Source organism: Mycobacterium ahvazicum (assembly GCF_900176255.2).
Lineage (GTDB): Bacteria > Actinomycetota > Actinomycetes > Mycobacteriales > Mycobacteriaceae > Mycobacterium > Mycobacterium ahvazicum.
The window spans coordinates 1405565-1417690 of sequence record NZ_FXEG02000003.1 but is presented as its reverse complement, the minus strand read 5'-3'; the positions used below and the strand labels follow the sequence as shown (position 1 = coordinate 1417690).

General features: G+C 66.0%; 12 protein-coding genes and 1 tRNA gene. 7 read left to right on the top strand and 6 right to left on the bottom strand.

Going from position 1 to position 12126, the window contains the following annotated elements; all coding sequences use genetic code 11:
- Positions 1-1023, top strand: a complete 1023-nt coding sequence (gene dmpG, locus MAAFP003_RS19250; RefSeq protein WP_096289425.1) for a 4-hydroxy-2-oxovalerate aldolase — start codon at positions 1-3, stop codon at positions 1021-1023.
- A gap of 27 nt (positions 1024-1050) precedes the next feature.
- Here the strand turns inward: dmpG and MAAFP003_RS19245 are convergent, their stop codons facing one another.
- The 3 genes from MAAFP003_RS19245 to MAAFP003_RS19235 all read right to left on the bottom strand — a co-directional run bounded on the left by MAAFP003_RS19245 (position 1051) and on the right by MAAFP003_RS19235 (position 3251).
- On the bottom strand, positions 1051-2283 hold the full coding sequence (locus tag MAAFP003_RS19245; RefSeq protein ID WP_096289424.1) for an AI-2E family transporter: 1233 nt from the start codon (positions 2281-2283) through the stop codon (positions 1051-1053).
- A gap of 88 nt (positions 2284-2371) precedes the next feature.
- Positions 2372-2710 (bottom strand): DUF3060 domain-containing protein, encoded by a 339-nt coding sequence (locus MAAFP003_RS29240; protein WP_165796440.1) that lies wholly within the window; start codon positions 2708-2710, stop codon positions 2372-2374.
- Positions 2711-2957: 247 nt separating this feature from the next.
- Entirely contained in the window at positions 2958-3251 is a 294-nt protein-coding gene (locus MAAFP003_RS19235; RefSeq protein ID WP_096289422.1) for a hypothetical protein, read from the bottom strand.
- Positions 3252-3423: 172 nt separating this feature from the next.
- Between MAAFP003_RS19235 and MAAFP003_RS19230 the strand changes: the two genes are divergently transcribed.
- A complete protein-coding gene (locus tag MAAFP003_RS19230; RefSeq protein ID WP_096289421.1) occupies positions 3424-4797 on the top strand; it encodes a cytochrome P450 in 1374 nt (457 codons plus the stop codon).
- Here the strand turns inward: MAAFP003_RS19230 and bcp are convergent.
- Positions 4794-5267 carry a thioredoxin-dependent thiol peroxidase gene (bcp, locus tag MAAFP003_RS19225; RefSeq protein ID WP_096289420.1) on the bottom strand — a complete coding sequence of 158 codons (474 nt, stop codon included), beginning with the start codon at positions 5265-5267 and terminating at the stop codon, positions 4794-4796. The two genes, MAAFP003_RS19230 and bcp, sit on opposite strands and share 4 nt — an antisense overlap.
- A 100-nt stretch (positions 5268-5367) precedes the next feature.
- On the opposite strand from bcp, the gene MAAFP003_RS19220 reads away from it, so the two are divergent.
- The 4 genes from MAAFP003_RS19220 (at position 5368) to MAAFP003_RS19205 (ending at position 8548) form a co-directional block, all read left to right on the top strand.
- On the top strand, positions 5368-5595 hold the full coding sequence (locus MAAFP003_RS19220; protein WP_096291277.1) for a DUF3618 domain-containing protein: 228 nt from the start codon (positions 5368-5370) through the stop codon (positions 5593-5595).
- A 249-nt stretch (positions 5596-5844) separates the two neighbouring features.
- Positions 5845-6558 carry an ABC transporter ATP-binding protein gene (locus MAAFP003_RS19215; protein WP_096289419.1) on the top strand — a complete coding sequence of 238 codons (714 nt, stop codon included), beginning with the start codon at positions 5845-5847 and terminating at the stop codon, positions 6556-6558.
- Entirely contained in the window at positions 6558-7730 is a 1173-nt protein-coding gene (locus MAAFP003_RS19210) for an ABC transporter substrate-binding protein (protein WP_096289418.1), read from the top strand. Before MAAFP003_RS19215 ends, MAAFP003_RS19210 begins: the two co-directional genes overlap by 1 nt.
- On the top strand, positions 7727-8548 hold the full coding sequence (locus MAAFP003_RS19205) for an ABC transporter permease (RefSeq protein ID WP_096289417.1): 822 nt from the start codon (positions 7727-7729) through the stop codon (positions 8546-8548). The genes MAAFP003_RS19210 and MAAFP003_RS19205 overlap by 4 nt, the downstream gene beginning before the upstream one ends.
- On the opposite strand, the gene MAAFP003_RS19200 is transcribed toward MAAFP003_RS19205, so the two are convergent.
- Both MAAFP003_RS19200 and MAAFP003_RS19195 read right to left on the bottom strand, forming a co-directional pair.
- Complete coding sequence (locus MAAFP003_RS19200) at positions 8545-10284, bottom strand: DUF3556 domain-containing protein (protein WP_096289416.1); 1740 nt, start codon at positions 10282-10284, stop codon at positions 8545-8547. The two genes, MAAFP003_RS19205 and MAAFP003_RS19200, sit on opposite strands and share 4 nt — an antisense overlap.
- Positions 10285-10587: 303 nt before the next feature.
- Positions 10588-10660: transfer RNA gene (locus MAAFP003_RS19195), tRNA-Lys, on the bottom strand.
- Positions 10661-10927: 267 nt separating this feature from the next.
- Here MAAFP003_RS19195 and MAAFP003_RS19190 point away from each other — a divergent pair.
- Positions 10928-12124, top strand: a complete 1197-nt coding sequence (locus MAAFP003_RS19190; protein ID WP_165796439.1) for a L,D-transpeptidase — start codon at positions 10928-10930, stop codon at positions 12122-12124.
- Positions 12125-12126: the final 2 nt, after the last annotated feature.

Below are 12126 nucleotides of genomic sequence, written 5' to 3'. Positions count from 1 at the left end.
ATGAATACGACCGAGCAGCTCTACATCAGTGACGTCACCCTGCGTGACGGAATGCACGCGGTGCGCCACCAATACACGCTGCGACAGGCCGCCGACATCGCTGCGGCGCTCGACGCCGCGGGGGTGGACTCGATCGAGGTCGCCCACGGCGACGGGCTCGGCGGGTCCAGCTGTGTCTACGGGTTTGGTGCACACACGGATCTGGAGTGGATCGAGGCGGTCGCCGCCGTGGTGCACCGCGCCAAGGTCGCGACGCTGGTACTGCCGGGAATCGGCACCATCCGGGACCTCGCCGCGGCACACCGGGCGGGCGCCGGCGTGGTGCGGGTTGCCACCCACTGCACCGAGGCCGACATTTCGGCACACCACATCTCGGCCGCCCGCGACCTGGGCATGGACACCGTCGGCTTCTTGATGATGAGCCACCTGACCACTCCGCAGGCGCTGGCCGAGCAGGCCGCGCTGATGGAGAGCTACGGCGCCGGCTGCGTGTACGTCGTCGACTCCGGCGGCGCCATGACCATGCGCGACGTCGCCGAGCGCGTCGACGCGGTGCGCCAAAGGCTCTGCGCGGAAACCGAAGTCGGTATCCACGCTCACCACAACCTGTCGCTCGGCGTGGCGAATTCCATGGTGGCCGTCGAGCATGGGTGCCGCCGCGTCGACGCGTCGCTGGCCGGCATGGGCGCCGGTGCGGGCAACGCCCCGCTGGAGGTCTTCATCGCGGCCGCGACCCGGATGAATTGGCAGCACGGCTGCGATCTCAACGCCCTCGAGGATGCCGCCGACGACCTGGTCCGCCCCCTTCAGCAGCGTCCCGTGCGCGTCGATCGCGAGACGCTCACCCTCGGCTATGCCGGGGTGTACTCCAGCTTCCTGCGCCATGCGGAGGCCGCGGCCGAGCGGTTCGGGGTGGACGCACGCGCGCTGCTCGTCGAGGCCGGGCGTCGCGGCATGGTCGGCGGCCAGGAGGACATGCTGGTCGACATCGCCCTGGATCTGTCGGACGCGGCGGCGCATTGACCGTCGTCGCAACAGCTTTCGGCACCCTCACGCATCGTCCAGGATGGGAAAGAGCAGTTCCCGAGCCAGCAGCTGCAGGGCCGCTGCGAGCGGGATCGCCACCAGCGCTCCCACGACGCCCAACCACGCCGCGCCCAGCAGCACGGCGACCACGGTGACGCCGGCCGGCACGCGCACGGCGCGGCCGATGATTTTGGGGGTCAACAGGTAATCCTCACCAAGCCGGAAGCCCATGTAGAAGGCGACCGTCGCGATGGCGACCGGGATGGAGACGCTGAGCGCCACCGCGGTGACGATGAATCCGCCGACCGTTGAGCCGTAGGGGAAGAGGTCCAAGATGGCCACGACCACGCCCAGCAGGACCGCGTAGGGGACATCGAGAAGCAGACACCACACGAACGTCGCGAACCCCGCGATGATCGACGTCAGCACGTTCCCGAAGAGATATGCGCCGAACTTGGCCACCACCGCGTCGCCGATCAGGATCGCGCGCGGACGCCGGGAGTTGGGCATCAGCCGGTAGAAGCCGGTGCGGATGCGACGCATATCGGCCAGGAAGTAGACGGTGAGCATGGCCACGATGCCGACGTGGGACACGACCCCGAACACCTGCGACCCGGTGTGCACGATCCCCGCGACGGTGAAGCGGCCGGACCCGTTGGCCAGCTCGGTGATGCGCTGCTGCAGGTGGACGCGCTCGTCGATCCGGCCGATCAGCGACGAACGGTCGTGGGCGTGCTGCAGGTAATGCGGCAGTTGCTCGGCGAGCTGGCGTGCCTCCTGCACGAGCGGGGGAATAGTGGCGGCCAAGGTCCCGGCAATCAGGGCGAACACCAGGGTCACCACGACGGCCACCGCCGCCCAGCGCGGCACCTTGCGGTTGACCAGCCACGACACGGCGGTCTCGAGTCCGAGCGCGAAAAACATCGCGACGCCGATCAATACCAACACCGACGACATCGCGCCGAGCACGCGGACCGCGCCGTAGGTCACGGCCACGCCGGCCGATGCGGTCAATCCGACGACGAACGGGGAGCGCCGGTCGAATCGTTCGCCGCGCTGGCCGAATTGGTGTTCGTGGGAACGCAATCGCTCGGCGCGCTGTTCGGCGTCGGCGATCGGTCCCTCGTCGTCACTGTGCGGCTGTCCGACCAAGGGGTGATGACCTCGATCGCCGAGGTGGGCCGGTGGCTCTGCGTTGCCACCACCACGTGCACCCCGCGGGCGCGGATCGGTCCCGCGTCCATGATCACCGCTCATGTCGCCGGAGTCTGTAGCCGTGGCCGGTGATTCACAAGGGGACTTGTGCCCTAGGTCGGGCATTCACGCCAAGCGCACGGTATAGACGTCACCCGTCTTGGCGCCAAGACACGATGTTGTTGTTACCCGTCTTGTTGATCGTTGGGGACCCGGAACGGTAAGTGATCGCGTTGTCGTCGCCGAAAGCACTGATGATGTCGGCGCTGTCGACGGTGACGTGATTCGCGCTTCCGGAGACGTCAAGCCTGCGACAGTGGCCGGTGACGGTATAGGTGTTGTTGTCACCTTCCAGCCTGAGGTTTCCGCCGTTGCAGTCGATCGTGTCCTTAGCTCCGCCATTGATCATCGTGAGATTTCCGTGCACGGTGGTGCCGGAGTAATGGCTGACGAGGGCCGCGATCGCGAACACCGCCGCGAACGCGCCCACCAACACCACCCGACCACGGGGGGTGTTCGCCAGCCTCGCGACGTCCCCAACCCACCGGAGGACTACCCGGCCGCTGCTTGACGTTCCGGACGAATGCGGAGCGCCCCCGGACGGCTGCCCCGCGCCGCGCTCCAGGTCGCGTATGTATTCCTCTGGGTCTCGCTTCTCTGGGTCTTCTTCCGGGGCCATGACTCGATATTCCGCTCTGCAATTCGGTTTTGGTGTGATTACGCCGGGTCGCGGTATTTCACGGCCAGGGGAACCCGGGTGCCGGCGGTGGTACGTCGGCCGGGTTGGCCTCCTCGAAGTGATACACCGGGCCGGACGGGCCGTTGGTCACGGTGACGGCGAACCAGTGGCACACACTCAAGTCGAATCCCGGCGGTATCGGAACGGTGTATCCCCATTTCTGACCGGGGCAGTAATGCCAATAAGACGGCCCAGCCTGGGCAGGTGCGGCCAGGCCCAGGCCGGCCACGGCTACACCGCCAGAGATCAGCGCGCCCGCAACGATCCGGCCGAAAGCCCGAGGTGTATTCATCGATAGTCCCTTTGATGTCAATTGCGCCGTCCGTCAGGTGATCCATTACCGAAATTCTGGCGATCGCCGGCGGCTACCGATCCCAATCGAAATCCAGAATGGCTTTGTAGACGGACCGTCTCGTCGCATACTGCTTTCTACAGGCAGCCACTCGTCCGCAGGAGAGGCCACGGTGACTACGGAAGACACCCGGACCGGCAAGGCAGCGAAGGCCGGCAAGCCCCACCGTTACCACTTTGATCGCCACACCCCGGAGTACCGCGAGCGGTTCACCGCGATCACCGAGGAGATGCACGCCACCTGCCCGCTGGCGTGGACGGACACCTATGACGGGCATTGGGTGGCCGCGGGCAGCCGGGAAGTCTTCGAGCTCGCCCGATGCCCGCACGTGTCCAACGACCACGACGTGACCGGCGACGGCACCGGCTATAAGGGCATCACGATTCCGACGCTCCCGCAGGGCACCGGCGTCCGTGGCGGCATGCTGGAGATGGACGAACCCGAACACTCCCGCTACCGCAGCATCCTCAACCCCTACCTGTCGCCGGCGGCCGTCAAGCGCTGGAAGCCGTTTGTCGACGAGATCGTGCGGGCGAGCATCGACGAGAAAATCGAAGGAGGGCGGATCGACTTCGTCGACGATCTCGCGAACGTCGTGCCCGCCGTCTTGACCCTGGCGATGATGGGCGTTCCGCTGAAGAAGTGGCAGCTCTATTGCGAGCCGGCCCACGCCAATGTTTACACCCCCGCCGATTCCCCGGACGCCCCAAGGGTTTTGGAGCAGACGATGGCGATGGGCATGGACCTGTTCAACCACCTCCTGGAGATCCGCGAGAACCCGCGCCCCGGCCTGGTGGATGCGTTGGCAAGGCTTCAGATCGACGGTGAACCCGCCCCCGACAGCGAGCTGCTCGGAATGCTCGGCTTGATCATCGGCGGAGGGTTCGACACAACGACCGCGCTGACCGCGCACGCGCTCGAATGGCTAGGCGAAAATCCCGAACAGCGCGCACTGCTCCGGGAAGAATCCGAAACGCTGCTCGACTCGGCGACCGAGGAGTTCCTGCGGTACTTCACGCCCGCGCCGGGGGACGGTCGCACGATCGCCGCCGATCTGGAAATAGCGGGCACACATTTCAAGGAGGGCGATCGCCTGTGGTTGTCCTGGGCGATGGCCAACCGCGACCCCGCGGTGTTTCCGGAGCCGAATCGGTTGGACCTCGGCCGTAAGAACAACCGGCACTTCAGCTTCGGCCTCGGCATCCACCGCTGCATCGGCTCCAACGTCGCGCGCGTCGTGTTCAAGTCGATGCTCACGGCGGTGCTCGACCGGATGCCCGACTACCGCTGCGACCCCGAGGGCACCGTGCACTATCCGACCATCGGCGTGATTCAGGGCATGCAGCATCTGCCGGCCACCTTCACCCCCGGAAGGCGGCTGGGGCCGGGGCTCGACGAGACGCTGCAGAAGCTGCAGCGGGTCTGCGACGACCAGGGATGCGCGCGGCCCATCACCGAGCACACGGCGGCAGCCGTCATCGGCTAGACGGACAGGTCGCGACGCAGCTTGGCGACGTGGCCGGTGGCCTTGACGTTGTACTGCGCGATCGCGATCTTGCCCTTGTCGTCGACGACGAACGTCGAACGGATGACTCCGGTGACGGTCTTGCCGTACATCTGCTTCTCGCCGTAGGCGCCGTAGGCCGTCAGCACCTTGCGCTCGGGATCGGACAGCAGCGGGAACGTCAGCCCCTCGGCGTCGCGGAACTTGGCCAGCTTCTCCGGCTTGTCGGGGGAGATCCCGACGACGTCGAGGCCGGCCTCGTTGAGCTCGGCCAGGCTGTCGCGGAAGTCGCAGGCCTGCTTGGTGCACCCCGGCGTGGAAGCGGCCGGGTAGAAGTACACAACGACCCGGCGGCCCTTGTAGTCGGCCAGCGATACTTTGTTGCCGTCGGCGTCGGGCAGGCTGAAGGCGGGCGCTTTATCGCCCGGCGCCAGCCGCGTGGTCTCGGTCAACGTGGGTCCTTTCTGTTCCCGGCGCGCTGGGGTCAAGGCCAGCTGATCTAGGGTAGTTCCTCAGGTGCACCACGCCGACGAGGACTTGGAGGACAGGACCGTGGCCGACCGGGACCCCGAAGCCATCAAGCAGGAGATCGACCTCGCCCGCGACCAGCTCGCGGCGACCGTCGACTCACTCGCCGAGCGTGCCAACCCTCGCCGCCTGGCCGACGACCTCAAGATCCGGGTGATCGGATTCGTCACCAAGCCCGCGGTTGCCGCTTCACTGGCGGGCGTCGGGGCGCTGGTCGTCATCGTGGTGGTACGCCGGGTCAGGAATCGCTGACCGCGGCTGAGGCCACCGCGGCCGTTGATTGCGATCAGCGGGATCCGATTGGGTAGGGCGGGCGATCCTTATCGTGGCGCAACGTCACGTCCTTAGCCGGAAAGCACCTGCGTAACAGTACCTTTCAACGCTCGATCCTGCCTTTGGGTAACCGCGCGACCCTTGGTTGCCGTGGGCGACACCACAACCCGTCGCGTGGACAGCGCGGCCTGCCTATGGCAGCGTCGGGCTGGCGAAAGGACGATCACGGTGGCGACTGGCACGGTGCGAATAGTAGACGGCCACAAGCGTTTTGGGTCCGACAGCCATGCACTTGCCAGTATCGACCTGACCATCGACGACGGCGATTTTCTCGCGATCCTGGGACGAAGCGGCAGCGGCAAGTCCACCTTGCTCCGGGTGATCGCCGGCCTGGAGACGCTCACATCGGGAATCGTCGAATGGTCTTCGGGCAACGGGGTAACGCGCCCGCACACCGGGGTCGTATTTCAGCAGCCCCTGCTGATGCCGTGGCTGACGGCCGGCGAAAACGTGGTGTTCGCCGGACGATTCGCCGCCAACCGCAAGTCGTTTGAACCCGAGTACGCCCGCGAACTGCTAAGACGTTTCGACCTGCAGCGGGTGGCGCATCAATACCCTGACCAGCTCTCCGGCGGACAGGCTCAGCGAGTGTCGATCATCCGGGCCGTTGCCACCCGGCCGCGGCTGTTGCTGCTGGACGAGCCGTTCAGTGCCCTGGACCCCGCCATCCGCGGCGACTTGCAGACCTGGTTGGCCGACCTCGCCGCCGAATTGGGCATCACCGTCGTCCTGGTCACCCATGACGTCGACGAGGCGCTGCAGTTGGCCAGCCGCATCGTGCTGCTCGGTGCGGACGGGCGGATCCGCCGGGAATGGCGGCCGGACAGCGGCAACGAGGAACTCCGAGAAGAGATCCTGAGCCATTACCGGGTGACCGACTGATGAGCCCTGCGCTGCTCTCCCGGCGCTCGCTGCTGGCCGGGACGGTCGGCCTGGCCGCGGCGGGGGGCGTGGCCGGATTGGTTGATCTCGCCCGTGCCGCGGCCGTCGACCGGACCAACACCAGCGGTCAACTGCGGATTGGTTACCTGCCCATCACCGACGCCGCGCCGCTGCTGATCGCGCACGCCGCCGGGCTCTATCAGCCGGGTGTGGTCAGTGCGGCCAAGCCGGTGCTGTTCCGCAGCTGGGCGTCGCTGGCCGAGGCGTTCGTCACCCGCCAGGTCGATGCCGTGCACATGCTGATGCCGACCGCGTTGCAGCTGCGCTTCTTGCTGGGCAGCGCGGTGCGCGTGCTGAGCTGGAACCACACCAACGGCTCGGCGTTGACCGTCGCACCGAACATCACCGAAGTCGGGCAGCTGGCCGGAACGCAAGTGGCGATCCCGTTTTGGTGGTCGATCCACAACATCATCCTGCAAGAGCTGCTGCGCGCCCACGACCTGGTGCCGGTGGTGCGCCGAAGTGCCTCGCGCAGTGCCCGGACCGTCGAGCTGATCGTGATGAGCCCGTCAGACATGGTGCCGGCCTTGGCCAACCGATCGATCGGGGGCTACGTGGTGGCCGACCCGTTCAACGCTATGGCCCAGGTGCGCAAGATCGGGCGAATCCACACATTCCTCGGTGACGTGTGGCGCGATCACGCCTGCTGCGTGGTGCTGGCCCACCAGGATCTGATCGACAACCGGCCGCAGGCGGCGGCGTCACTGGTCAACTCGATTGTGCTTGCGCAGCAACGTATTAACGCCGACCGGCCCGCTGCGGCCACTGCGCTGTCGACCGGGGCCTATCTGCCCCAGCCGATACCGGCCATCAAGACCGCACTGACGTACCGCGCCCAGGACTACCATTTCGCCCATCCGGACTGGCAGCCGCAGCGGTTGGGTTTCCAGCCGTTCCCGTTCCCGAGTTTCACGCGGCGGCTGGTCGAGGCCATGCACGACACCGTGGTCGACGGCGACCGGCAATTTCTCAACCGGCTGGATCCCGCCACCGCCCATGCTCAGCTTGTCGACGACAGCTTCGTGCGAACCGCGCTGACCGCCCACGGCGGCCCGCAAAGCTTTGGTCTCCCAACTGATCTGACCCGCGTCGAACAGGTGCAGCCGCTATGACCACCGAAGAGATCCGCTCCGTCGACTCATCGGGTGAAGCCGCGTTGTCCGCGCCCGAGACAACGCCCGGGTGGTCGCCGCTACGGCGTTGGTGGCCGCCGGTGCTGGCGATCGCGGTGGCGGTGGGCATTTGGTGGCTGGGCACTGCCGTGCTGGCCGGCCCGCAATCGCTGTTGCACCAGACCACACCCGGCCGGGTGGCCACGTCGCTGGCCGAGCTCTACAACCGCGGCGTGCTGCTGTCCGACGCCGGGGTCAGCCTGTGGCGCCTGCTGGTCGGATTGCTGGTGGCCGCCGTCATCGGACTTCCCGCCGGATTGCTGATCGGGCTCAACGACGTCGCCGACCGCGCTACGCGTCCGGTCGTGCAGTTTCTGCGGATGATCTCGCCGCTGTCCTGGGCGCCAATATCGGTGGCAATCTTCGGAATCGGCAACCAGCCGGTCATTTTCCTGATTGCCGCGGCCGCGGTGTGGCCGATCCTGATCAACACCGCAGCCGGCGTGCACGCCGTGGACCCGGGGTATCTGCAGGTGGCCAAATCCTTCGGGGCGACCCGAACCGAGCGGCTGACGGTTGTGGTGTTGCCCGCCATCCGGGGCCATCTGCAAACGGGCTTCCGGGTAGCGCTGGGCATCGCGTGGGTGGTGCTGGTGCCGGCCGAAATGCTGGGTGTGCGTTCGGGTCTGGGCTACCAGATCCTCAACGCCCGCGACCAGCTGGCCTACGGCCAGGTGGTCGCGGTGATCGTGGTCATCGGCTTGATCGGATACGTGCTGGATCTCGGTGCGCGACGGCTGTTGTCGTCGCCACGCTAGGCGGTGTCGGATGCCGCGCTGTGCTGCACGTGCACCGGCAGGTCGTCGGCCCACGGCTGGGTGGTGACCATGTCGTCGACGTCGATGTAGCCTCGCTCGAATTCTCCCGTCGCCGCATCGACCAACCGGTATTCCTGCCGCTGTCGCTGGATCGGCTGTGCGTCCAGAATCACCACCCGCACGTCGCCGGGCTCGAAGCCGCAGCGCTGCTGTAGCGCCTCGATCAGGCACTCGTTGTGCATATGGCCGTCGCCGAAGTTCCACCCGAGCACCATCGAGCACAGCACCTCGCCCTCGCACAGGTTGTAGTCGTCCTCGTCGTAGCCGGCCAGCGCGCGGTGCACCAGCGTCAGCAGTGCCCGCCCGTGGGTGTTCATCCCGCGGAACGCCAGCGCCAGGTGCAAGGGGATCAGCGTCTCCTCCTTGCTGCCGTACAGCCGCTCGAGTTGCAGGTGCTGCATCGGACCCAGCGCACGGGAGCCGGTGCGGAACTTGTCGTCCACCGCGGGCTTGACGCACCACACGGTGGTGTCCCAGTTGCCGGCGTAGTAGCGCATGCCGGGCAGGAAGGAAACCTTGCGGGGGAAGAGGTTTCCCACCACGACGACCGTCGTGATGACCGCGAACAGCACGACGGGCCACGGGCTGGTCAGGTCCGACAGACCGATTTGTGCGTGGGCCACGAACAGCCACAGCACCCCGAAGATCATGAACACGTTCCACTCGAGCGGTACCCCCATCGGAAACGCCAGCAGGATGTTCAGGTGAAACACGATCATCACGAATGCGGCGATCGCGGTCGGCCAGCCGCCATGAGAGAAGAGCAGCGCCAGAGGCACCAAACCCTCGATCGCCGTTGAGAAGTGCGCGATGAAACCCGACAACGCGCTGGGCCTCAGGTCGTCCGGATAGTGCTTGAACAGCGAGCGTTTGAGCACGCCCGAGGGCAGGAACGGGTTGTTGGCCAGCATCGTCGAGATCACAAACGGGAAGTGTCTGGTGAGTTTCGAGGTGGCTGCGCCTAACCAGATCACCATGAAGACGAGCTTGGCTCCGATGACGATGTCGGCCCCGACGAACAGGAACGCCAGCGCAAGCGGCCCGTACACCTCGGCGCGGGCAGCCAGGAAGATCACCTTGTCGCGCAGGCTGATTGCGGCCAACACCGCGAGGATCGCGATGGTGTGCCACCGCGGCAGCACACCAATTGCCGTGCCCAGAGCCGGAATTGGGCCGGAACCGTCGGACACCAGTGCCATCCCCAGCAATACCAGCAACGCGCCGTAGAGCGTCGCGTCGACCGGGGTCCGGTCGATGCCTTTGGTGAGCGGCACTCGCGTCGGCCAGGGGGGCAACCGGATGGTGCCGGGCCGCAGCCAGTAGAGGATCGACCCCATCGGCGGGAAGTAACGCCCGGCCAGCGGCCCGAAACAACAACCCAGACCGACGACTTCGAACAGCATGGTGAACAGCACGGCCTTCTGGAACACGATCGGCTCCGACCACCACGTACTGACCTCGCCGAAGCCGCCGATGCCCGTGGTGCACCATCCGAAGAACCAGCCGCCGAGGATGTAGAGCGCGATCTTCACGCCGTACATCACATGCATGATCAGCGGAGTGCCGAAACCGTTCTCGGCGACGTGGCGCTGCATCGGGATGATCCGCTCGGCGCGGGGCAGCTTGCTCCATTCGGGAACGTCGACGACGGGCAGGTTTGGCTGGATGAACCCCATGGAGGCTCCTTCGACGCAGCTCGTTGACCAGGGGTGCCAATCGTGCGCCAGGCACCGAGAAAAAACTACTCCGAGCAACCACAGGTTGGAACACACCTTTCCCGGGCCGGCAAGTCCACATGTGCCTGTCCGGCGGTCGCGGAGATCGCCATCGTCACGATGACTTGGCAGGTAGGCTCCCCAAAGCAGTTACGGCGCCGGTGGTCTCACTGGCCTACCACCCAGGAGTAGCAATGGAGTCGCGGTCCACGCCGCGGCCGGCTCCGATCCGGAGCCGGTGTGACGCCGATACGAGACTTGAAGTGCGCCGTCAGGGTTTCGAACCCCGGACCCGCTGATTAAGAGTCAGCTGCTCTACCAACTGAGCTAACGGCGCTTGGTCGACCACGACCGCGTTGCGACTTTAACAGGCATCCCGTCGCGGAACGAAATCGTCGGACCTCCCAGTGTAGAGGCGCTGAGTCGCGTGTTTTGCGGGCTTCGGGCTGCTGACTTAGAGTCACGGGGCTGTTGTTCAAGATCGCTGGTCGGGACAAACCAGCTGAGTTGCCCTGAGCACGGGGCGTAACCCATTAGAATATTCGCAAGTATTCTCCGGTCAGCGGTGACCAGAACATAACCGAGGAATGTGGAAGGTCACTTGATGACGGCTTTGCGCAGACACCGACCATGGCTGGTTATCGCCATGGTCATGTTTGCCGTGGTCGGCGTCGCCTGTAGCGGCAACCACGCCGCCGCGCCGCCGAAGATCATCTTCGACAAGGGCACGCCGTTTGCCGACCTGCTGGTCCCCAAGCTGACCTCCTCGGTGTCGGACGGCGCCGTCGGCGTCACCGTCGACGCGCCGGTCACGGTCAACGTTGCCGACGGTGTGCTGGCGTCGGTCACGATGGTCAACGACAACGGCCGGGCGATCAATGGTCAACTCAGTCCGGATGGACTGCGCTGGTCCACCACCGAGCAGCTCGGCTACAACCGGCACTACACGCTCAACGTCAAGGCGACCGGGCTCGGCGGCGCGGCGAGTCGCCAGATGAGCTTTTCGACCAGTTCGCCCGCACACCTGACGATGCCGTACGTCGCGCCGGGCGATGGCGAGGTCGTCGGCATCGGTGAGCCGGTGGCGATTCGGTTCGACGAGAACATCGCCGACCGCGCCGCCGCGCAGAAGGCGATCAAAATCACCACCAACCCGCCCGTCGAGGGCGCGTTCTACTGGCTGAACAATCGCGAAGTGCGTTGGCGCCCAGAGCATTTCTGGAAGTCGGGAACCGCGGTCGACGTCGCGGTCAACACCTACGGCGTCGATCTGGGCGACGGGATGTTCGGCGAGGACAACGTCAAGACCCACTTCACGATCGGCGACGAGGTCATCTCGACCGCCGACGACAACACCAAGATGGTGACCGTCCGAGTCAACGGTGAGGTCGTCAAAACGATGCCGACGTCGATGGGCAAGGACAGCACCCCGACCGCCAACGGCTTCTACATCATCGGCGGCCGCTACAAGCACATCATCATGGACTCGTCGACCTACGGCGTTCCGGTCAACTCGCCCAACGGATATCGCACCGAAGTCGACTGGGCCACGCAGATGTCCTACAGCGGCGTCTTCGTCCACTCCGCGCCGTGGTCGGTCGGTGCGCAGGGCCACACCAACACCAGCCACGGCTGCCTGAACGTCAGCCCGAGTAACGCCGAGTGGTTCTACGACCACAGCAAGAGCGGGGACATCGTCGAGGTCGTCAACACGGTCGGGCCGACGCTGCCCGGTACCGAGGGCCTGGGCGACTGGAACATCCCCTGGCCGCAGTGGAAAGCCGGCAACGCCAACACCTGACG